This window comes from Veillonella sp. S13054-11 (assembly GCF_002959795.1).
In the GTDB taxonomy this organism is placed as follows: Bacteria; Bacillota; Negativicutes; order Veillonellales; family Veillonellaceae; genus Veillonella; species Veillonella parvula_E.
Genome location: NZ_PPCY01000005.1, coordinates 57,542 through 77,986, shown reverse-complemented (window position 1 = coordinate 77,986; position 20,445 = coordinate 57,542). Strand labels below are relative to the sequence as shown.

24 protein-coding genes are annotated in these 20,445 nt (G+C 38.0%); all 24 read left to right on the top strand.

The features are described from left to right. The first annotated feature begins 8 nt into the window (after nt 1-8). The 24 genes from VPHSUH08_RS05700 (at nt 9) to VPHSUH08_RS05585 (ending at nt 20,428) form a co-directional block, all read left to right on the top strand. On the top strand, nt 9-863 hold the full coding sequence (locus tag VPHSUH08_RS05700; RefSeq protein WP_105086999.1) for a polyphenol oxidase family protein: 855 nt from the start codon (nt 9-11) through the stop codon (nt 861-863). A 176-nt stretch (nt 864-1,039) separates the two neighbouring features. Next, a complete protein-coding gene (locus VPHSUH08_RS05695; RefSeq protein ID WP_105086998.1) occupies nt 1,040-1,726 on the top strand; it encodes a YggS family pyridoxal phosphate-dependent enzyme in 687 nt (228 codons plus the stop codon). A 53-nt stretch (nt 1,727-1,779) separates the two neighbouring features. Then, entirely contained in the window at nt 1,780-2,277 is a 498-nt protein-coding gene (locus tag VPHSUH08_RS05690; RefSeq protein ID WP_004695224.1) for a cell division protein SepF, read from the top strand. Between the two features lie 26 nt (nt 2,278-2,303). Continuing rightward, a complete protein-coding gene (proC, locus tag VPHSUH08_RS05685; RefSeq protein ID WP_105086997.1) occupies nt 2,304-3,098 on the top strand; it encodes a pyrroline-5-carboxylate reductase in 795 nt (264 codons plus the stop codon). 2 nt (nt 3,099-3,100) lie between these two features. Continuing rightward, nucleotides 3,101-3,886: an RNA-binding protein gene (locus tag VPHSUH08_RS05680; protein WP_060919678.1), complete on the top strand. Its 786-nt coding sequence runs from the start codon at nt 3,101-3,103 to the stop codon at nt 3,884-3,886. A 57-nt stretch (nt 3,887-3,943) separates the two neighbouring features. Beyond that, nucleotides 3,944-4,591, top strand: coding sequence for a bifunctional precorrin-2 dehydrogenase/sirohydrochlorin ferrochelatase (locus tag VPHSUH08_RS05675; protein ID WP_105086996.1), 648 nt, complete (start codon nt 3,944-3,946; stop codon nt 4,589-4,591). After that, complete coding sequence (hemA, locus tag VPHSUH08_RS05670) at nt 4,560-5,831, top strand: glutamyl-tRNA reductase (RefSeq protein WP_105086995.1); 1,272 nt, start codon at nt 4,560-4,562, stop codon at nt 5,829-5,831. The genes VPHSUH08_RS05675 and hemA overlap by 32 nt, the downstream gene beginning before the upstream one ends. A gap of 4 nt (nt 5,832-5,835) precedes the next feature. Continuing rightward, the gene (gene hemC / locus VPHSUH08_RS05665; RefSeq protein WP_004696919.1) at nt 5,836-6,774 is read left to right on the top strand and encodes a hydroxymethylbilane synthase; all 939 of its coding nucleotides are present in this window, start codon (nt 5,836-5,838) and stop codon (nt 6,772-6,774) included. After that, nucleotides 6,771-8,279 carry a uroporphyrinogen-III C-methyltransferase gene (gene cobA, locus VPHSUH08_RS05660; RefSeq protein ID WP_105086994.1) on the top strand — a complete coding sequence of 503 codons (1,509 nt, stop codon included), beginning with the start codon at nt 6,771-6,773 and terminating at the stop codon, nt 8,277-8,279. Before hemC ends, cobA begins: the two co-directional genes overlap by 4 nt. A 9-nt stretch (nt 8,280-8,288) precedes the next feature. Beyond that, a complete protein-coding gene (hemB, locus tag VPHSUH08_RS05655; protein WP_008602583.1) occupies nt 8,289-9,263 on the top strand; it encodes a porphobilinogen synthase in 975 nt (324 codons plus the stop codon). 9 nt (nt 9,264-9,272) lie between these two features. Continuing rightward, nucleotides 9,273-10,577, top strand: coding sequence for a glutamate-1-semialdehyde 2,1-aminomutase (gene hemL, locus VPHSUH08_RS05650; RefSeq protein WP_105086993.1), 1,305 nt, complete (start codon nt 9,273-9,275; stop codon nt 10,575-10,577). Nucleotides 10,578-10,623: 46 nt separating this feature from the next. Further along, on the top strand, nt 10,624-11,085 hold the full coding sequence (locus tag VPHSUH08_RS05645; RefSeq protein ID WP_105086992.1) for a helix-turn-helix domain-containing protein: 462 nt from the start codon (nt 10,624-10,626) through the stop codon (nt 11,083-11,085). A gap of 408 nt (nt 11,086-11,493) precedes the next feature. Further along, nucleotides 11,494-12,144 (top strand): hypothetical protein, encoded by a 651-nt coding sequence (locus VPHSUH08_RS05640; RefSeq protein ID WP_024060104.1) that lies wholly within the window; start codon nt 11,494-11,496, stop codon nt 12,142-12,144. A gap of 65 nt (nt 12,145-12,209) precedes the next feature. Then, nucleotides 12,210-12,644, top strand: coding sequence for a hypothetical protein (locus VPHSUH08_RS05635; protein ID WP_233189889.1), 435 nt, complete (start codon nt 12,210-12,212; stop codon nt 12,642-12,644). Between the two features lie 19 nt (nt 12,645-12,663). Next, nucleotides 12,664-13,167 (top strand): hypothetical protein, encoded by a 504-nt coding sequence (locus tag VPHSUH08_RS05630; RefSeq protein WP_024060106.1) that lies wholly within the window; start codon nt 12,664-12,666, stop codon nt 13,165-13,167. Between the two features lie 52 nt (nt 13,168-13,219). Next, nucleotides 13,220-13,693 carry a hypothetical protein gene (locus VPHSUH08_RS05625; protein ID WP_042975889.1) on the top strand — a complete coding sequence of 158 codons (474 nt, stop codon included), beginning with the start codon at nt 13,220-13,222 and terminating at the stop codon, nt 13,691-13,693. A 155-nt stretch (nt 13,694-13,848) separates the two neighbouring features. Beyond that, a complete protein-coding gene (locus tag VPHSUH08_RS05620) occupies nt 13,849-14,589 on the top strand; it encodes a DUF3969 family protein (RefSeq protein WP_024060108.1) in 741 nt (246 codons plus the stop codon). Nucleotides 14,590-14,656: 67 nt separating this feature from the next. Then, a complete protein-coding gene (locus tag VPHSUH08_RS05615) occupies nt 14,657-14,917 on the top strand; it encodes a hypothetical protein (RefSeq protein WP_042975892.1) in 261 nt (86 codons plus the stop codon). 361 nt (nt 14,918-15,278) lie between these two features. Continuing rightward, complete coding sequence (locus tag VPHSUH08_RS05610; RefSeq protein WP_105086991.1) at nt 15,279-15,527, top strand: hypothetical protein; 249 nt, start codon at nt 15,279-15,281, stop codon at nt 15,525-15,527. A gap of 75 nt (nt 15,528-15,602) precedes the next feature. Then, nucleotides 15,603-16,367, top strand: a complete 765-nt coding sequence (locus VPHSUH08_RS05605) for a DUF3969 family protein (RefSeq protein ID WP_105086990.1) — start codon at nt 15,603-15,605, stop codon at nt 16,365-16,367. 270 nt (nt 16,368-16,637) lie between these two features. Then, on the top strand, nt 16,638-17,528 hold the full coding sequence (locus VPHSUH08_RS05600) for an immunity protein YezG family protein (protein ID WP_105086989.1): 891 nt from the start codon (nt 16,638-16,640) through the stop codon (nt 17,526-17,528). Nucleotides 17,529-17,684: 156 nt separating this feature from the next. Then, a complete protein-coding gene (locus tag VPHSUH08_RS05595) occupies nt 17,685-18,116 on the top strand; it encodes a hypothetical protein (protein WP_105086988.1) in 432 nt (143 codons plus the stop codon). Between the two features lie 23 nt (nt 18,117-18,139). Next, on the top strand, nt 18,140-18,529 hold the full coding sequence (locus VPHSUH08_RS05590) for a hypothetical protein (protein ID WP_105086987.1): 390 nt from the start codon (nt 18,140-18,142) through the stop codon (nt 18,527-18,529). A 201-nt stretch (nt 18,530-18,730) separates the two neighbouring features. Further along, nucleotides 18,731-20,428, top strand: coding sequence for a ShlB/FhaC/HecB family hemolysin secretion/activation protein (locus VPHSUH08_RS05585; RefSeq protein WP_105086986.1), 1,698 nt, complete (start codon nt 18,731-18,733; stop codon nt 20,426-20,428). Nucleotides 20,429-20,445 lie beyond the last annotated feature (17 nt).

Genomic DNA, 20,445 nt, shown 5'->3' with positions numbered 1-20,445 from the left:
AGGAACAGATGAATCAATCTGTAAAACGTATAGATGTGAAAGGTCCTTATGGAACATGGTCTTATGAGGCGCCAAGCTGGGTTGATCGATTTCCTATTGTTATGGGCGATACCTATCGTCATGGTGGCGTATCTAAAGTCCCTTATGAATCATTAAACCTAGCGTTTCATGTAGGGGATGAAGCTCAAAGCGTACGAGAAAATCGAGCTATTATTGCGAAATATTTAGGTGTTGAACCAAACCGTATTTCTTGTGGCAATCAAGTCCATGGTTTAAAGGCTGTAGAAATCACAGAAGACCTTATTGGGGCCGGTGCTTTTGGAGAAGATACGGCCATCGATGATTGTGATGCAGTATTTACAAATCTACCTCATGTGCCATTATTTCTGTTCACTGCAGATTGCGTTGGCGTAGGCATTTACGATGCCAAACATCATGCGATTGCAACGGCACATGCAGGTTGGCGTGGTGCCATTGGCCGCTTACCAGTACTTACTATTGAGGCCATGAAAGAGGCTTATGGGACCGAGTTCAAAGATTGCTATATATATCTTGGGCCTAGTATTGGACCAGAGTCCTTTGAAGTAGATGTAGAACTAGGTAAACGCTTTGAATTAGCATGGAGAGATATGACAGACCGAGATGCATCTGATGTTGTCAATTATCCTGGTGATAAATTAGACAAGGCTTATATCAATTTATGGAACTTTATTGGTGAGGATCTCATTGTAAATGGAGTTCCTTCAGAGAATATCACGATTGGTGGTACCGATAGTGTAACGGAAGTAGACTGTTATTCCTATCGTCGAGAGGCAGGCCTAACAGGTCGGATGGCCTTATTTGCGATGTTACAAGACCGATAAAATTCGACTTTCACAGGAATCATAATAAAGTATGATATTTTATATATATACATGCTTGAATTTGTGGAAGGGATAAGCCTTAAATCATGTACATTTGACCTTAAATACTATATAATAAAATAGTCTATACAAATATATTTGATGATTATGATATATAGATTGAAGGGGGCATTCACGTGATTGAAGAATCCCTACACGCTATACAGCAGCGCATGGCCGATGCTATGGCGCGTGTTGGTCGCGTAGATACAGCATTATTAGTGGCGGTTACAAAGAACCACCCTGTGTCGGCTGTGGAAGAGGTCGCACGGCTCGGTGTCACTCATGTAGGAGAAAATCGAGTACAAGAGGCCAAAGAAAAGCAGCTAACCTATAAGGGGCCACAATTAACATGGCATTTGATTGGTCATTTACAGGTCAATAAGGTGCGCCAAGCGGTTCCTATGTTTGATTTAATTCATTCTGTGGATAGCCGTAAATTATTAGATGAAATCGAAAAGGTTGCTGCAAAGCACGACAAGATACAAGATGTATTACTGCAAGTCAATGTGGCCCGCGAAGCTTCTAAAACGGGAATGACCGTCGAAGAGTTTCCAGAAATACGAGATTATGCAAAAACATTGCCTCATGTACGCGTAAAGGGCTTGATGTGTATGGCACCATTTTTCGATGATCCACAGGAAGCTCGTCCAATCTTCCGCGTAGCGAATGCCTTGTTTGAGGATATGAAACGCTACTTTGAAGAAGGGCAGATTCAATATTTATCTATGGGGATGACTCATGACTTTGAGGTCGCTTTGGAAGAAGGGGCTAACATCGTTCGTGTAGGCACAGCAATTTTTGGGGAACGTGTATATTATTAAGGTTCGGCTTACCTGATAATCGGAAGCGTTAATTGTATTAGGAGGAAATCCAAATGGCATTGGGAGATTATTTAGACAAAGCAAAAAACTTATTCTTAGGCAGAACTGATGATGACTATGAATATGATGATTACGAATACGAAGATGAAGAGGAATACGAAGCTGAACCTACCCCAGTAGCAACAGCGGCTCCCGTGTCCGGTGCATCTGAATTTCATCCACGCAAGGTAGGAGGCCAATCTACGATGACACAACGTCCAACAGCTATGAAAGTAGTTGTAATTGAACCAAAAGTATTTGAAGATTCTGAAAATATTACACATCAATTGCGCGACATGCGTCCTGTATTGATTAATTTTGAAAATACAGACCCTCATGAAGCAGCTCGTATTGTAGATTTCGTATCTGGTGCGACCTATGCATTGGATGGCAAATTGGAAAAAGTAGGTAAAGACATTTTCATGTGTGTACCTGTAAATATTTCCATTGATTATAATGACAATGAAAGCAACACAACTGAGCAAAACGAATATTCTTGGGAAAACAAATAATCTCTCTATAAATGGTGGTGATAACTATGTTAGGTAAAATCCTATGTATAGGCGTTGGCTCAATGGGGGGCGCTCTATTGCGCGGTGCATTACAGCATGGTGTGTTGAAAGCCTGTGATACACACATTCTAGTGCGTCGCGAAGAACAATGTAAGGCTCTTGTAGAGGAGCTTGGTGTAGTAGGTTTTACTACATTGCCTAATGTAAACGAGTACAACACTATTCTATTGGCTGTAAAACCACAAGTGTTACCATCTGTGTTAGAGACTTTAAAAGAAGTACCTTATGGGACTGTTATGATTTCTGTTGCCGCAGGTGTCACCTTAGATACTCTTGATGCGGCTATTCCACAAGCTAACTGGTTTAGAGCTATGCCAAATACACCGGCTTCTATCGGTGCAGGTATGACGGCACTTGCCGGGGATGATGTGAATACTGACCTAGGTCGTGCTGTACAAGCCTTATTTGAGGCTGTAGGTGAGGTAGCAGTGGTGAGCGAAGCCGATTTAGATCGCTTAGGCGCGCTATCTGGCGCGGGCCCTGGCTATATGTTCGTTATCCTTGATGCTTTAGCTGATGCAGGCGTTCGTATTGGTTTACCACGTCAGCTAGCTATAAAGGCAGCTGCTCAAACAATGTACGGTGCAGGTAAGATGGCTCTTGAAAGTGGCAATCATCCAGCAGTACTACGAGATCAAGTGACCAGCCCCGGTGGCACCACCATTGCTGGTATTGGTGCCATGGAAAAAGGTGGACTTCGCAGTGCTCTCCAAGACGGCGTAGTAGCATGTCTTGCTCGGTCGAATGAATTGGGGAAATAATTTTGGCAGATACTAGTAAATTAATTCGATATTTTGAAGCCAGTGGCAGTGGTGAGGAAGCTCGTCGCATGCTTGACTTGGCTGAGCAGGTTGTTAAAGGTCGCCCCTATCGCGTGGCGGATTTTACGAGCCCTGCAGGTCTTGTCATTGCAGACGCAATCAAGGCTAACTACCCACAGATTATCGTTAAGACCGATGGTGGCTATGAAGGGGCGGAACGTATCCGTATCGCCTTTGTAGATAGCGACTTTAACGGTACCGTGGACATGGGCATTCGCGCCCTTAAGGTAAATTGGGACCCACGGTTCCGATTGCTTACCCATCGCGATGTGCTGGGCTCCTTGATGGGCCTTGGCATTGATCGCTCCAAATTTGGGGACGTTATCGTCCAGCAAGGGGGCGCTCAGATTATGGTGGATGAAAGCGTGGCTGATTTCGTAATTCAAAACTTTACGAAAATTGCTATGGTTTCTGTATCTGTAGAGGCTATTGAGTTATCAGATATTGCACCAAAAGAAGAAAAAATTAAAGAAGTTCGCACTACAGTCGCTTCCTTGCGCTTAGATGCGGTAGCAAGTTCTGGATTTAGTGTATCTCGCACTAAATTGGTGAGTGCTATCAATGCGGGCTTATTACAAGTAAACTGGCAACCAGCTAAGGGGGCATCCCAAGAGGTTAAAGAAGGAGATGTCATTTCCATGCGTGGTCGTGGCCGAATGAAGGTAGAAGCTATTACAGGTACCTCTCGTAAAGGGCGTATCGGCGTATATCTGAAACGATTTATGTAGGCAGTTGAAAATCGGCTTGACCATCAAGCCGATTTTTTTGTATATAGTAGGACAGCCATGGTATCCATAACATTTCAACCTACAACTGAAGATATAATCTTATTCGTAGGCGGCGGAGAAGTAGCGGAACGACGGATGCAGCTTTTTATTGAGGAGCCTTGCCAAATTGTCGTTATCGCTCCTGCTGTAACGGATACGATTAGCCAATGGGCAAAGGAAAATCGTATCACTTGGTGTAATCGGGCTTTCACAATGGACGACGAAGAGCATATTATTTCGAGTAGTTTGCTGTTTATCTGCACAGATAATCATGAACTAAACGATACCTTGTATGAGCTAGGAAAAAAACATCGAGTGTGGACAAATCGTAGTGATGATCCGAGCGCGTGTAGCTTTACTGTGCCGTCATCCCTTGAACTCGGCGATCTTCATATTGCTATTAGTGCCAATAATGTAGGACCTCGTATCAATCGTCTCGTACGACAAGATATGATGAATCGTTATGGTCAGTTGCAAAAGGCTATGCCTAGACTTAAAATATTTAGAGAAGAAGTAAAGTTACTACTTCCTACTCCAGAGGCTCGACAGAAATTTTGGCGAGACAATCTGACGGTAGAAACATTTGAAGCCATTCTCAAGGGAGAGTGGATGTTTATAGAGGAGAAACTAAACTATGCAATTAGTGGTATTAGGTCTAAATCATAGAAGTGCCGCTGTAGAGGTGCGTGAACGTTTCTCGTTTGATAAAGACGAGGTAGTTGCCGCACTAAATCGCCTCTATGAATTTGACTGTATCTCAGAATGCGTTATATTATCCACCTGTAATAGAACGGAAATTTATGCTGCTTTAGAAGGTGTAGAATTCCCGAAGGATTACATGTTGGCAGTGTTAAAAGATTTAAAAGGAGCAGATCATATCGATGCAGATGCATTCTTCTTCTATGAAGAACGAGATTGTATTGAGCATCTATTCCGTGTTTCTGCTAGTCTTGATTCCCTTGTGTTGGGGGAAGGCCAAATCTTGAGCCAATTAAAAGGGGCTTATATTCAGGCTTATAGCGCAGGCTGTACGGGAACAATTTTTAATATTTTATTCCAACGGGCTATTAGCGTTGGTAAAAAGGTACGTACTAATACGGGCATTGCTAATACGCCTGTATCTGTTAGTTACACGGCGGTCAATCTTGCGGAGGACAGTTTAGATAAGCCATTATCCGAAGCTACAGTACTTATTTTGGGTGCTGGTACGATGAGTGAATTGACAGCTACTTATTTACAAGCGAAGGGTGTAAAAACGATTTTCGTATCTAATAGAACCTTTGCTAAGGCTGAAATGTTAGCGGAACGCTTTAATGGTAAAGCTGTTAAGCTCGATAACTTTGTAGAGTATGCTAAAGATGCGGATATTCTTATCACATCTACAGGGGCACCGCATTATATTATTACTGAAAAAGAAGCGAAGAAAATTACGACTCTTCGCAAGGGTGAACCAATTGTTATGATCGATATAGCGGTACCTCGTGATATCGATCCTGCGGTGGCAGATTTGGACGGTATTTACCTATTTAATATTGACTCTCTTGAAAGTGTAGTAGAAGAAAATAAGGCGCAGCGCGAAGAAGAAGCTCGTCGTGCGGAGCCTATTATTCATGATGCTATTGAAGAGTTATTGGATAAGTTGAGCTATTTAACAGTGCGTCCTATGATGGCATTGCTCACGGAAAAGGCTGAGCGTATTCGCCGTCGTGAATTACATCGCGCATTAGCTAAATTACCAGATATTTCCGATAAAGAGCGCCGTGTTATGGACTCGATGAGTCGCATGATCATTCGCAAAATGTTGCGTGAACCGATGATTCACTTCAACGAAATTGCTGGTACGGAGGAAGAAGGTCTGTACTGGGACTTATTCAAAGATATGTTTAATCTTGAGAAAGAAGGCTAATGCCATGAGAGATCATATTCGAATCGGCACGCGAAAAAGTGCCCTTGCCCTATGGCAGGCTGAACATATTAGTGCAGAATTACAACGTCTGTACCCCAATATTACGGTAGAGCTAGTTCACTTTAATACAAAGGGTGACCGTATCCTAGAGAAACCACTGGCTCAAGTTGGTGGTAAAGGTTTATTTACTGCTGAGCTAGAAGAGGCTATGCATAAAGGCGATATCGATATCGCCGTACATAGCTTAAAGGATATGCCTACAGAGTTGCCAGAAGGCCTCACTCTTGGGGCTATTTCTGCTCGTGAAGTGCCTTATGATGCGCTGGTGAGTCCCGTGTATAAAACACTAGACAAATTGCCACAAGGAGCTCGCGTTGGTACCAGCAGTTTACGCCGGCAAGCGCAGTTACTGCATGCTCGACCTGACCTAAAGGTAGAGGTTATTCGCGGTAATGTACAGACTCGTTTGAGCAAGATCGAAACGGAAAAGTTAGATGGTGTTATCTTGGCTCAAGCAGGGCTTAAACGATTAGGTTTAGAAGACCAAATCACACAAGTCTTCAAGGCTGATGAAATGATTCCTGCCGTAGGTCAAGGGGCTCTCGCTATTGAGTGCCGCGCCGACGATACGGAAATGCTTGACATGTTGGATCCTATCAACGATGAAGCAACGCGTTATGCCGTTGAAGGGGAGCGCAGTTTCTTGCGTCAATTAAATGGTGGTTGTCAAGTGCCAATGGGCGTACATGGCACCATCAATAAAGGTCAATTGACTTTAAAGGCTATGATTGCATCCCTCGATGGAAAAACTGTGTACGAAGGGGAAATCTCTGGTCCCGCTAAAAAGGGCGAGATCCTTGGTAAAAATCTTGCAAAAGCCTTATATGAAGAAGGGGGCAAACGTATTGTGGATGCTCTCATAGAGGAAGGAATCATAAAATGACAGGTATGGTATATCTAATTGGTGCGGGCCCTGGCGATGTTAAACTCATCACTGTAAAAGGCCGTGAATGCATCGAAAAAGCAGATGTAATTGTATATGACTATTTAGCGGATGCCCATCTGTTAGAATGGGCACGTCCAGATGCTGAACTGATTTACGCTGGTAAGCAATGTAAAGATCACACAATGCATCAATGGGAAATCAATGAGCTATTAGTCCAAAAAGGTAAAGAAGGCAAAATCGTAGCACGATTAAAAGGCGGTGATCCGCTCGTATTTGGTCGTGGTGGTGAAGAAGCGATGGCTCTTGGCGAAGCCGGTGTGCCATTTGAGTTCGTGCCAGGTGTAACATCTCCTATCGCAGCGCCTGCCTATGCAGGGATTCCTGTAACACAACGCGCTATGGCCACATCCTTTGCGGTGGTAACAGGTCATGAGGATCCTACAAAAGCAGTATCTGGCATCCATTGGGAAGGCCTTGCTACGGCGGTAGATACACTTTGCTTTGTAATGGGTGTTGGTAACTTGCCTGTCATTGCGGAAAAATTGATGGCTCATGGGCGAGCAGCCTCTACACCAGTAGCGCTTGTTCGGTGGGGAACAAAAACAGTACAAGAGGTATTAGTTTCTACCCTTGAACATGTCGTTGAAGATGTAGCAAAGGCTCAATTGAAAGCGCCAGCTATCATCGTAGTAGGTGATGTTGTCAACCTTCGTGAAAAATTACAATGGTTTGATAATAAACCTTTATTCGGAAAAACTGTTGTGGTCACACGCGCTCGCTCCCAAGCAAGTGCATTCCGCGAAAAATTAGCGGCTCAAGGCGCAAATGTAGTGGAAGCAGCAGCAATCAAAACATCTCCATTGGAATTGTTTGAGGAAGATAAACGTATCATTAATAATACAAAACAATACCAATGCATCGTATTCACATCTGCTGAAGGGGTTCGCTACTTCTTCGATGCTCTATATAAAGAAGGCAAAGATACACGTGCTTTAGGTAATTCTAAAGTGGCGGCTATCGGCTGTGCTACAGCTCGTGAACTTCAAAAATATGGCATCGTACCGGATATCATTCCTGTAGACTACAAGGCTGAATCTGCTGTAGAGGCTCTTGAAGAAGAACTTAATGAAGGGGATTCTGTACTGTTGATTCAACCAAAGGTAGCACGCGATGTGATTCCACGTTGCTTGCGTCACCGCGATATGAATGTAGATATCTTGCGTTTATACGAAACGACACAAGATACATCTCAACAAGAAGCATTAGTAACAGCGTTAACAGAAGGCAATGTAGATTATATTACCTTCACAAGCTCCTCTACTGTAACAAATACAATCCAATTATTGGGCGACAATGCACTAGAGCTATTAGGCAAAACTAAAGTGGCTTGCATCGGTCCAATTACGGCTGCTACGGCTATGAGTGCAGGTCTTAAACTGGCTATCATCAGCGATGTATATACAACAGATGGCTTAGTAAATGCTATTGTAAAAGACATTTAGGAGGATTACATGTACGATTTAACATACCGTCCTCGCCGCTTGCGTATCAATCCAGAAATGCGTGATTTGGTACGCGAAACGACACTCGACGTAACTGATTTGATTTATCCATTATTTATCGTGCCTGGTGAAGGTATCAAAAAAGAAATCGACACATTGCCAGGTCAATATCACTTATCTGTTGATGAGGCTGTGAAAGTAGCTCAAGAGGCTTATGATCTTGGTGTGCGTGGTGTAGAAATCTTTGGTATTCCTACATATAAAGATGAGCAAGGTTCCTCTGCTTGGGATATGTCCCAACCAGTACAACAAGCCATCAAAGCCATCCGCGAAGCCGTACCAAATCTTTTGGTTATTTCTGACGTATGCTTGTGCCAATATACCTCTACCGGTCACTGTGGCATGATCGATGACCATGAAATTTTGAACGACGAAACATTACCATTGCTTTGTAAAGTTGCGGTAAGCCAAGCAGAAGCTGGTGCACATATGGTGGCTCCATCCGATATGATGGACGGTCGCGTAGGTGCTATTCGTGAAGCCCTTGATGCGGCAGGTTATACCAATGTATCTATCATGAGCTATGCGGCAAAATACGCATCTGCTTACTATGGTCCGTTCCGCGGAGCTGTTAATTCTGCGCCAAAATTTGGTGACCGCAAATCTTATCAAATGGACCCGGCTAATCGTTTAGAAGCTTTCAGAGAAATCGAACTCGACATCGCTGAAGGTGCAGATATTATCATGATTAAACCGGCCTTGTCCTACTTGGACATCGTTCGTGAAACGCGTGACCGCTATGAATTGCCTGTGGCGGTATACAATGTATCCGGCGAATATGCGATGGTTAAATCTGCTGCTGCGGCTGGTCTCATCGATGAAGAACGCCTCGTTATGGAAACAATGCTTTCCATGAAGCGTGCTGGTGCTAAAATCATCATTACGTACCATGCCTTAGATATTGCTAAATGGTTACAACAATAAGGAGGAACTATGTTCCAACTCGGTAAATCTGAAAAGGCCTTTGATGAGGCTAAACGTTATATGCCAGGCGGCGTAAACAGCCCTGTGCGTTCCTACCGTAGCGTAGGCTCTAACCCTCCGTTTATCAGCAGCGCCAGCGGCAGCCGCATTTATGATATCGATAACAACGAATACATCGACTATGTGTTGAGCTGGGGCCCTATGATTTTGGGCCATGCGAACCCTGAAGTTATTGCTAGTTTGCAAGAGGCGATTCCTCGTGGTACTAGCTACGGTGCACCTACACTATTAGAAACAGAATTGGCTAAAAAGATACAAGCCTTCATGCCGTCTATGGAGGTTATCCGCCTCGTTAACTCTGGTACAGAGGCTACCATGAGTGCCTTGCGCGTAGCTCGTGGGTATACTGGTCGCGATCGCATCGTGAAATTTGTGGGCTGTTATCATGGTCATAGCGATGCTCTCTTGGTGAAAGCTGGCTCTGGCCTTGCTACCTTTGGCGTGCCGGATAGCCCTGGCGTTCCTCAAGGCGTAGCAGAGAATACCATAACATTGCCGTACAATGATTCTGAAGCGGTTCGTAAACTATTCGACGATATGGGCGATACCATTGCGGCTATCATCGTAGAACCTGTAGCTGGTAACATGGGCTGCGTACCTCCAGTACCAGGCTTCCTCGAAACCTTGCGCGAAGTAACTAAGGCTCACGGTGCTGTATTGATCTTCGACGAAGTTATGTGTGGCTTCCGCGCTAGTAGTGGCGGTGCTCAAAAACGTTATAATATTAAACCAGATCTTACATGCCTTGGTAAAATCGTTGGCGGTGGTATGCCACTTGCCGTGTTTGGTGGCTCTCGTGAGATTATGAACCAAATCGCTCCAGCTGGTCCTATTTACCAAGCTGGTACATTGAGTGGTAATCCAATTGCTGTTACCTCTGGTTTAGCAACACTTTCCATTTTGCAACGGGATCCAACGGTGTTTAAACAAGTAGAAGATACGACGATTGCCCTTTGCGACGGCTTTGAAAGATTGGCGGCACAATACAATGTGCCTGTTGTTGTGCAACGAGTAGGCTCCATGTTCACCATCTTCTTTACTGACAAACCAGTTAAGAACTTTGATGATGCGGCATCTTGCAACGAAGAACAATTTAAAATGTTCTTCCACCATAACTTGAGCCATGGTATTTACTATGCGCCAAGTCCTTATGAAAGTAATTTCGTATCTATCTGCCACAAGAGCAGTGAAGTGGAACGCACATTAGCCGTTGCTGATGAAGCTTTCAAAAAAATCAGTGATACATTATTATAAGAAGTTATAGTTTGTAGTTGTTTATGTATCGATACAGGTGATGAACATGCAGTTTTACAAGAACTTAAAGCGTGCTCGCGTGCGCATGGGCAAAAGCCAAATCGAAGTAGCAAAGGCCGTAGGTATCAGTAATGCGGCGCTTTCAAATTACGAAACAGGGTATCGCGAACCAGATTTAGATACACTCTGTGCCCTGTCTCGCTATTATGGATTGACCTTGGATGAGCTGTTGGATGTAAATGGAGAAGAACACGAGCCCATCTATGATCTCAGTCCTGTATTAAAAAATAAATACATCGCCTATAAAGGTGAAGTATTCGAGTTGAAAGACTCACAAAAACGTGCGCTCTTGCGCGAGCTTGATAATTTATTTATTAAATTTGAGAAATCAAAGGTAGAAGATAAAGGAAGCAAGCCAAAAACGTATAAGCATGGAAACCCACATATCAATCGGGCTGGCCTAGCTAGCAGTGCTGGTAGTCTGGCGGCACGACGAAATATAAAGTAGTGCTATACTACATTGTAGACCGAGTAGGACATGTTTATTTGAATAATTTAATTAACTTAATTATAAAAAGTACCATCTATTTGGGGAGCTAAACGACACATAAGTCGTCCCTTGATAGATGGTACTTTTTTTGCCGCAACATAACAAAATATTCGTTGGTGGTATACGCTAGTTTAACATATAATTGAATTATAGAAGAGGAATAAATATTTATTAATTAGATATGATATTTGATATTATTAAAAGATGTTGGTGTTTTGTATAAAGGTATTTGATTATATAGCTTAGGTAGTTTGGTATGAAAAAAATTTGTTCTTTAATACTGATCGTTATAGCAATTATTAGTACCGCTATTTATCAGTATTATTATCATGATGGTTTGATGGTTCTCCTAATAATATAGTTATTATGGATGAGTCTCATGAGCTAGTAGATACTTTAATCAATGAATCGATTTCTAATCGTATTTTAGCTGTATATTTTGATGAGCCTTTCTATTATTATTTAGGCTATGATGGGATAGGTCGGTACGATATCAAAAATCATAAATTAGATGTATGGGAATTTACAATTTATGGTGATGAAACCGAACAGCATAAATTATATCATCCAAGATCAAAGATGATCGTTAATAAGAAAAATAAGTTAGAAGATTTTTCCAAAACGGATTTAGACAACTTTGAAAAAATGTTAATGAATTCTGACCGTGGTGCAAAGTACTTTAATAAACGGTGGTATTATTCAGGCTATGAAGCAACGTTTCTAGATTTAGATAATCATCTCATTATTACGAATGATGTGCGAGACGTAAAAGATACGGCTACAAAGATTCTGATATTTAATGTGAGTGGTTTTCTTATCATTGATAAAGAAACAAATGATATACAAGTTTACTTTGATGAACGCATTGCTGGTAAAAAGATTAGAGACTCTTTAATTACTATGTTGAAATATACTTATGGGGATCATCTTATTATGTTGAATAGTTTAGATGAAATTGGAGAAGAAGAACGAACTATTTTATTACAATTACGAGATAACTATGTTAGTAAAAATTAGAAATACGCTATATTTATTTTTATAATATTGTGTAGTAATGGTTAGTACTTTAATGAGATGCTTTGATGGAGTTGATAGTTTTGAAAAAGATATCCTATTACTTTAATATGCTTCCCATATCTTTTAAGATAATTTTAGGATTTACACTCATATGTATGATTACTATCTCTTTGATGACAGTAGTAGCTATTATTAATAGACCAAAACAAATTCAACAACTAGAAGCATATGAGCAAAAGTTAACAAGTATATCTACACATAAAGTTAGCGAAGATCATTATGTTACAGGTAGAAATGGGCAGGCTTATAATTTTAAAATTACATATGAAAGTATTACTTTAGAAGAAGTGAGGAATATACTTTCAGAAGAGAATATAAAATGGCGTGAAGTAAATAAAGCACAACTTATCGGATATGATATGGATGATAATATTAGTATTGAAATTATACGTGATATAAAAACTAAAAGTATAACTGTCATTTTAGAAAAAAATGGATAAGATAAGTGAGTGTACTCTTATGCAGATAAGTAAAACTTTAAAGAAGCGACTGTTAATAATAAGTATATTGGGAAATATTTTTTCTCTATTTTTAATTGGAATCTATTTTTTAGTGAACTCATGGTTTTTTTATGCTGAATTAGGAAGTGTAGTTGGTGTAAAACCCAATTATTTAGTACAGCTAAATAATAAAGGTGATTTGTATGACTATAGACAGATGATTAGAATTGTATCTGGTATAAAGTCATATAAATTGGTAGATTCTTTAAAATCAGATAATTATCATATATATAAAGCAATTCGAAATTGTCAAATTTTTATTGGTGAAATTGATAGGGATAATAAGCAATACATTATTTATGATGGATATTTAGACCACTATATATTTGTTAACCTTAAATTTGATATGGATGAAAAACGATATAATGATTTTATTGGACGTGCTAAGGTTATAGATAACTATGATAATGTTCCTATTAGATATCGTCGTTTAATTGAAAGTGACAATTGGGAGTATCTTTAGTGCTCTTTCAATATAATACGGTTGTTTTATGCGATTTGAGAGACTAATAAAAATGAAATACATATTAGCTATTTTGGCAGGCATCTTTCTTTTAGTAGCAGGTTCAATAGTTTATATTGGTGAATCTAATTCAGATAAATATGAACCTCGTTATTTTTTGGGATATTCCAAGGGTGAAAATTATATATTAGATACTCAAACTGGTGTTACATTAGAACATAATGGATATTCTTATAAAACACAATTAGACTATTTATATAGTTATGGAAAAACAGGTTTTCTAAAGCTTGATTTAAACTCAGGTCAAACTTATTATTTGTTTGATCAGGAAACTGATGAAATTTACAAAACTAATATTTTAAATAGATGTTTAATAGAGAAGAGAGAACAGAAACCAATACAAACACATATTTGGTCTAGTAAGTCCGAGCTAACTACAGAAGAGCAGGATATTTATAATAGTTTAAAGGAGAAAAAGATGAGATATCCAAATCGTTCTATTATTGTTAAAGTAACAGAACAGTAGCTGTTATGTTAAATGTTTCTAGTTTAGTGTATACACTGACCTCTAAGGGGGAGGTATCCTTATAGTTATCGTATGAAGACTTAAAGTATCATATTGTAATATTAGAACCAATACTTTTTTATTAAAATATTCCGTTATTGTAATGGCAGATAAATATGAAAATAACTCTTAAAGAAAAAAGAAATATTGAATTTTATTTTTTATTAATTGCTCTAGGTACCTTACAGGCATATAAATATAATTGTATTGATTTAGACACATTAGAATCATTAATTTATCGAATGAAAATGTTGAAGATTATAGATAAGAATAATTTGTCTTTGGACTTAGAAGAAATTGTTTTACATGGTATGGGACTAGAAGATGTTGAAGCGTGGGTTAAAGGGTTTTTCCCAAGCATGTTGTTAGTTGATACAATAGATGCTATTGAGATAGATTGTAAGACGTTGTTAATGGATCCTAAATATTATTCTTGCTTAACTGACTTCAAACTGTTTGAACCAGTAGATGGTGCTAACTTAAGTTTAGATATAGACTATGTTTCATTAGTAAACTTTGAGTTTAATATGATGATATTTATGTTAGGATATACATTATTGCTAATAGAAATTGATGAAGGGCTTTCTCAGGCGTTGTTATCATTTAAGGATAAAGTTTTAAATAAGATTAAAAGTTTAGGCTATAAATATTCTGAGTCATTTGAAGAGGCGATTGAGCTTTTTGATATAATTGATTTCCGTGAGAATAGATTTAATCCTAAACGGCAACAGTTATTTTTAAAGAAAATTAGTATTAAACTTAGAGTGTATTTTGTCTCTGTTACTAAGGAGAAGATTGAGGCTGATATCGATTTCTATAAATCAGACGGTTTACTATATTATGTAGATTCAAAATAAGATATTAGTTATATAAGTTTTAGTAATGACTGCTATTCTTTTTGTAATGTTCAATATTAGAGATTCGATGCAACGACCGTTTCATCGTGAACGAGTCGATAATCTTATTATGGTTGGTAAAGATATAATACAAAATAATGACCAACTAGAGATTACTGAAATAGGTGTAGGTGGTCGTATTAAAGGTGGTGGCTGGGGAAATCATATCCACTTTAAATCGAGTCTTTCAGAAGCGAAGACTGCTGAACTAGTTATTCCGCCATTACAAGCTATTACAAGTAATAAGATGATAGGTAAAGTATCCGATTCTATGGTGACTTCTTATTAAATTACCCAATTTTTAAAATTTTATGAGTGTTATATGTTAGAATAAAAAGGCATGAATACTTCAACAACTATGGCTATTATCTGCAATGGAGATACAATTGAACCATTAAGCAGGGGCGTGACAATATTGATGTATTGAATACCAAGTGTGTTGATGTGTTACAGTATGTAAACGGAGCAAGTCAATCTGTTTTCGGTATTTACTATTATTAACATTTATAAACGAAATATAGAATCGATAATTAATTTGATTATATGACTTTTTAAGATGAAGCTGTATTAGGGATAAAAGATCTTGCAGGTGGTTATATTATAGTGAGCTTATGGAGAAATATTACTATTATACTAAGAGGTAAAAATATATGGATTTTATCATGTCTTTACTGAACTTATATAATACTAATTATGAGGTTAGAGGTACAATTCAGGCTATAGGATTTTTAATTGCATTTATTTGTATTCCTGAGTTGATTGGTAATCATGATAGTATAGAATCTTTTACTCCCGCTAAGCCTGTAGTGAGACGTGTAGTGAGGATTATTTTAAGTATCCTCTTATTTTTTGCAATATTTACTTTGTTGGGGTTGCTGATGGATAATGGACTATTATAATTCACTAAGTAAAACGGGTTAATGATGAACGTATAGAGTTTAAGTTAGAATAAATTAGTGGATAGAGGAATAAATATGATTTATTTTAAAAATAAAAAAAACTTAGATACATTTTTAATGGTCTTTATATTGGGTGCTGTTAAGGCATATAGACGAAATTATATTGATTTGACCATTCTAGAATATTACATATTTAGTATGTCAATTCGTTTAATGTGTAGAAAAGTACATCTGTCCGCTAAACTGTTAAATATAATTGGAGATGGGATGAGTTTAGAGGATGTTGATGAGTGGATGGCTCGTAGAATCCCTATACCAGCATTAAATGATACGTTAGATGATATTGAATACAGTAGTTGGATTGCCTTAATAGAACGGGAATTAGAGGGGGATACTTTATCTGAGGCGTTAAAGATTTCTACACATGATGAAAATAAGCTCGGTATCTATTTCTTTACCGATTATGTAGAGGAGATATTTTGGGCGTTGTTTTTGTTGGGGCTGTATGAAGTCTTACAAAAACCTGAATTCATTTCTGAATCAATCATAAGTTGTATTAAACAGTCCTATTTGTCTGAAATATATACGTGTGAACGTATTCAGGATGAAGACTTTCAGGCATGTATTTCCAATTTACAGGAGATATCCGATACTAATATATCCGGGCAATTAAGTAAAGATTTAATTACTATGAAAGCAAAATTAGCATCATTACAGGTATTATTACCATTTTATGATGTGAGTTTTGACAAGTTAAAATCAGGCATTGATTTAAAAGCTACTAAAGGGATGTTTTGGCAGATTAAAGTTTCAGGGAAGTTTATAGACTTAGGATTATAGATTCTAGAAGATTTTTAAGTTGTATATATACTTATGATTATTATTTAAGAAAACTAAGCTAGAAGACTTTTCAAAAGAGGCTTTATATAACGTTAGAAAAATGCTAATGAACTCAGACCATGATGCTAAATACTAACAATAATCGCTGGTATTATTTAGGTTATGAACTAACATTTCTTGATTTAGATAAACATCGAATCATTACTAATGATGATGTAAGAGGAATAGAAGATTTTCCGACGAAATTTCTAATAATTAATGTGAGGATATATGGATAGATATATTAATAAAATAAGAGATTTACTTATTGATTGTATGCCTAAACATTGGTATAAGGCTTATTTATATTTTGAGAGTACAGAAACTGGATCAATGACTTCAGCTGAGTACTACGTAAAGACTCCGGCTGGGTCAATCATTAGTTATGGCGATTTATTATATAATTGTAGTACTGAAAAAGTAAATTCTATAAATGATGGTATTAATAAAATTTTAACAAATGTACGTTTGTTGCATAATGTATCTGAAGATTCATGGACATGGGGGACAATGTATATTTCACGTGATGATTATGAGCCACATTGTGAATTTCATAATGATCCTGTAACTGACGATTATTGGCTTCAAAATAGATATAAGTGGGAATATCAGAATTTTGGTGTTCTAGCTAGGGAAGATGAATTTGATCCGCATGTATATAAAGAAATGCTAAAAGGTCCACGAGGTGTTTTATTATTGGAGGATATGGAATCTCGTGTATTAGCAAAAAATTATACTGCCATTGATAAGGCATTTAAGTTAAAGCATAAAAGCTTAGAATCGGAACTTGAGAAACATTATAATAAAGTGGCAAAACATATATTTAAATTAACGCCTCTAAATTGGCATCGTGCTAAATTACATTTTGAGATGAATGTTGATAATCCTTCTGTAGAGCTTTTGGTTTATAAAACTGAGGATGATTCATGTATTACAAAGTATATAGAAAATAATGATAAAGAGCCGGCTATTATTTCGGAAGTTATGTATGATTTAAAAAATGAAGTGGTAGCGATGATTGAGACTTTTAAATTCTATAATCAAACCCCATTCTCTGGTTTAGTATATACATTAACCTCTAATGGTGAGGTATCTTTAGAGCTAACTTATGGAGATAAATGATTTAAAGTTCGTTGATGAAATTGATTAGATAAGCTTTTATGGACCTGTTCATTAGGTATTCGGAATCGATGGGTGGCAAACTATACTACAAAGAGTTAACTAATAGAGTTGACTCTGATATTAGTGATATTGATGAGATAAGAGGGAAAATTAGTGATGAAATTTAAAACAATTTATTCTGTTTTTTGGTACTTATTTTTAGGCTGCTCTTTTGTATGGCTAATTTGTGGATTATGCTACAATTTCTTCTATAATGATAAAGTTGAGCAGTCTAGAGTAGAATTGATACAAGCTTTAAATGCATATTTTCCTCGAGAACAATATTTGAATGCTAGCGAAGTATATGAGTCGAACAGAAGAACTCTTTTCTCAAAAGGTATGGCAAGAAATATAAGGAAAGATTCATTACATAAAGATATAGAATCAATAAAACCCTTGAGTGGGAATTGGGAGTTAATTGACCAAGCTAAAACTCGTTATGTATATGAAAATGAATCGTATAGAGTATATGTATTAGAGGATCCAAGGAATGATGGATATATTGTAGTTTTAGCACGTAATAATTGGTTAGAAAGATTGCATTTATAATTTTATTTTAAATGGAGCTATATATGAAGAGTGGTCTTTCATTATTTTTATTATGTATATATTGTCTATATTTTATTAGGAATCCTTATTTTGTATTAGACAAGGAACAAGTTAAACGTTCTAAATCTATGTTATATACGGAAATAGGAATAGGCTGTCTGGTTTTTATACTCATTAATATTCCTTATGATGGTGATAATTTAATTCATCTGTTAGCTGTTATAGGCATATTGAGTTGGGTATTAGAATTGTGGTTGAGAATTTTGGCCGTTAAGTCTGACTCTTCACTTACTTTAGAGAAAATGCCTATTCTATTGAAAAAAGCAAAAAAAGATTTTTATTCTGTAATACCTATAATAGTTATTTTTATGCTTATGATTATTTTTAATGTGATAACTGATAATTTTAAATAATTTTAAATTGCAATATGAAACTGAATATAACTAAAATTAAGTATAATTTGATTGATTAGTGAAAGAGAGTTGTATGAAGCAACTCTCTTTTGTCATATAAAACATATATATACATAAAATGTTGATTTTATGTTTTCTGAGAGATATAATCAGACTAATAAGTTAATAATTATTTGAAAGTAATATATAGGAGAGAGAATTATGAAAGTAGTATCAATCGCTGCCAGTTGTGTGGGCTTAGTTGGCGTTATGTGTGCAACGACAACTTTGGCAGCGGATGTACCTTCCTCATTTATTCAACAAGAAGCGGCTCGAGCCGATGCTTCTTTGCGTCAACGCGCGGAGGCACCGATGGCAAGGGCCGCTTTGTCGCGTTCAGAATCACATTATGACAATTTAAATGGCGCACCTATGGATGCATTGCCACAAGAAGCAGTGTCATTTCCAATTGACCAGATTGTGATTACGTCATCAGAACCGGTCTTTAAGAAGTATAGGAATCGACTGAAAATATATAATCATAACAACATTGGGGCAGAGGGGATTGCTGTACTGCAAAAGCAATTACAAGAGCAAATTCTTGCTGATGGGTATGTAACGAGTCAAGTAGTAGTTCCGAATCAGGATTTACAATCAGGTACACTTACTTTTGAAATTTTACCGGGCTATGTGGAAGATATTGTTCTCACGAATCCAAAAGCTCGCACGAATTGGCGAAGTGCGTTTCCTGTTCGTCCCGGATATGTATTGCGTAGACAAGCATTAGAGCAAGGTATAGACCAGATGCGAAATGTACCGGGACAAGATGTAAAGCTTAGTATTGAGCCAGGTACAAAGCCACTTCACTCTATTGTGAAACTAACGGTAGAACAAAAAGGATTTGTGCATGGGTCGCTGATTTTAGACAATGCAGGTTACGAATCGACAGGAAAATACCAAGGCACTATGTATGTATCATTTAGTCAGTTGGCAGGGCTTAATGATACTTTATCGGCTAGTATAACGAAGGATATTGGTCATCATGGTGATGGACATGGATCAAAGCAGTATGCCATAAATTATGCCGTACCTGATGGAAATCGAATGTATCGCTTATCCACGTATCAATATAGTTATCATCAATTGGTATTTATGCCAGAAGCATTCCGTTCTTCTGGGAATACTCGGGGGATTGAGTTTTCTGTAGAGCAGGTTTTGAATCGGACGAGTCGCTCCAAGACCGCTGCTGTCGCTAAGGTGATTCATAAAACACGCCATAGTTACATTGATGATATAGAAATCGGTGTACAAGAGCAACATACCACAGCATTGGAACTAGGATTATCCCATCGTCAGTATAGTGGGAATACTATGTCTGATGTATATCTCTTTTATCGTCAAGGCATACGAGGCCTAGGTGCTACAGTACGTAGTTGGGAAGGATTGGCAGATAATCCGACTACGTTATATAAAATGGCGGGACTTGAAGGTGAAATTCAAAGCGGTGTACGAATAGGTCATAAACAAGGTGTGTATACGATGCGTTTTAGAAGTCAGTTTACAAATCAACGATTGTTTGGAACTGATCAATTTAGTATCGGTGGACGCTATTCCGTACGTGGCTTCAGTGGGGAAGAAACATTACGTGGTGACTCCGGTTACTACATTCAAAATGAATGGGCCTTACCATTTAGACGACAACGAATAACTCCGTATATAGGTATAGATATAGGTCATGTATGGGGGCCGTCCACAGCGACACAAATTGGTAATACCTTAGTAGGTGGGGTTATCGGTGTTCGTGGGAATATCGGTGATGCATTTCGCTATGATGTGTCATTAGGCACTCCACTTAAAAAGCCGGACGGTTTTACTACTGATACAAGTGTATGGGCTTTCAGATCCAGTTATCAGTTTTAATTAAAAATGTGTGTTAT

Coding starts and splice junctions, on each gene's coding strand:
- VPHSUH08_RS05700 (WP_105086999.1), top strand. CDS start 9: ATGAATCAATCTGTAAAACGTATAGATGTGAAAGGTCCTTATGGAACA.
- VPHSUH08_RS05690 (WP_004695224.1), top strand. CDS start 1,780: ATGGCATTGGGAGATTATTTAGACAAAGCAAAAAACTTATTCTTAGGC.
- proC (WP_105086997.1), top strand. CDS start 2,304: ATGTTAGGTAAAATCCTATGTATAGGCGTTGGCTCAATGGGGGGCGCT.
- VPHSUH08_RS05675 (WP_105086996.1), top strand. CDS start 3,944: ATGGTATCCATAACATTTCAACCTACAACTGAAGATATAATCTTATTC.
- hemA (WP_105086995.1), top strand. CDS start 4,560: ATGCAATTAGTGGTATTAGGTCTAAATCATAGAAGTGCCGCTGTAGAG.
- hemC (WP_004696919.1), top strand. CDS start 5,836: ATGAGAGATCATATTCGAATCGGCACGCGAAAAAGTGCCCTTGCCCTA.
- cobA (WP_105086994.1), top strand. CDS start 6,771: ATGACAGGTATGGTATATCTAATTGGTGCGGGCCCTGGCGATGTTAAA.
- hemB (WP_008602583.1), top strand. CDS start 8,289: ATGTACGATTTAACATACCGTCCTCGCCGCTTGCGTATCAATCCAGAA.
- hemL (WP_105086993.1), top strand. CDS start 9,273: ATGTTCCAACTCGGTAAATCTGAAAAGGCCTTTGATGAGGCTAAACGT.
- VPHSUH08_RS05645 (WP_105086992.1), top strand. CDS start 10,624: ATGCAGTTTTACAAGAACTTAAAGCGTGCTCGCGTGCGCATGGGCAAA.
- VPHSUH08_RS05640 (WP_024060104.1), top strand. CDS start 11,494: ATGGATGAGTCTCATGAGCTAGTAGATACTTTAATCAATGAATCGATT.
- VPHSUH08_RS05635 (WP_233189889.1), top strand. CDS start 12,210: ATGGAGTTGATAGTTTTGAAAAAGATATCCTATTACTTTAATATGCTT.
- VPHSUH08_RS05630 (WP_024060106.1), top strand. CDS start 12,664: ATGCAGATAAGTAAAACTTTAAAGAAGCGACTGTTAATAATAAGTATA.
- VPHSUH08_RS05625 (WP_042975889.1), top strand. CDS start 13,220: ATGAAATACATATTAGCTATTTTGGCAGGCATCTTTCTTTTAGTAGCA.
- VPHSUH08_RS05620 (WP_024060108.1), top strand. CDS start 13,849: ATGAAAATAACTCTTAAAGAAAAAAGAAATATTGAATTTTATTTTTTA.
- VPHSUH08_RS05615 (WP_042975892.1), top strand. CDS start 14,657: ATGCAACGACCGTTTCATCGTGAACGAGTCGATAATCTTATTATGGTT.
- VPHSUH08_RS05610 (WP_105086991.1), top strand. CDS start 15,279: ATGGATTTTATCATGTCTTTACTGAACTTATATAATACTAATTATGAG.
- VPHSUH08_RS05605 (WP_105086990.1), top strand. CDS start 15,603: ATGATTTATTTTAAAAATAAAAAAAACTTAGATACATTTTTAATGGTC.
- VPHSUH08_RS05600 (WP_105086989.1), top strand. CDS start 16,638: ATGGATAGATATATTAATAAAATAAGAGATTTACTTATTGATTGTATG.
- VPHSUH08_RS05595 (WP_105086988.1), top strand. CDS start 17,685: ATGAAATTTAAAACAATTTATTCTGTTTTTTGGTACTTATTTTTAGGC.
- VPHSUH08_RS05590 (WP_105086987.1), top strand. CDS start 18,140: ATGAAGAGTGGTCTTTCATTATTTTTATTATGTATATATTGTCTATAT.
- VPHSUH08_RS05585 (WP_105086986.1), top strand. CDS start 18,731: ATGAAAGTAGTATCAATCGCTGCCAGTTGTGTGGGCTTAGTTGGCGTT.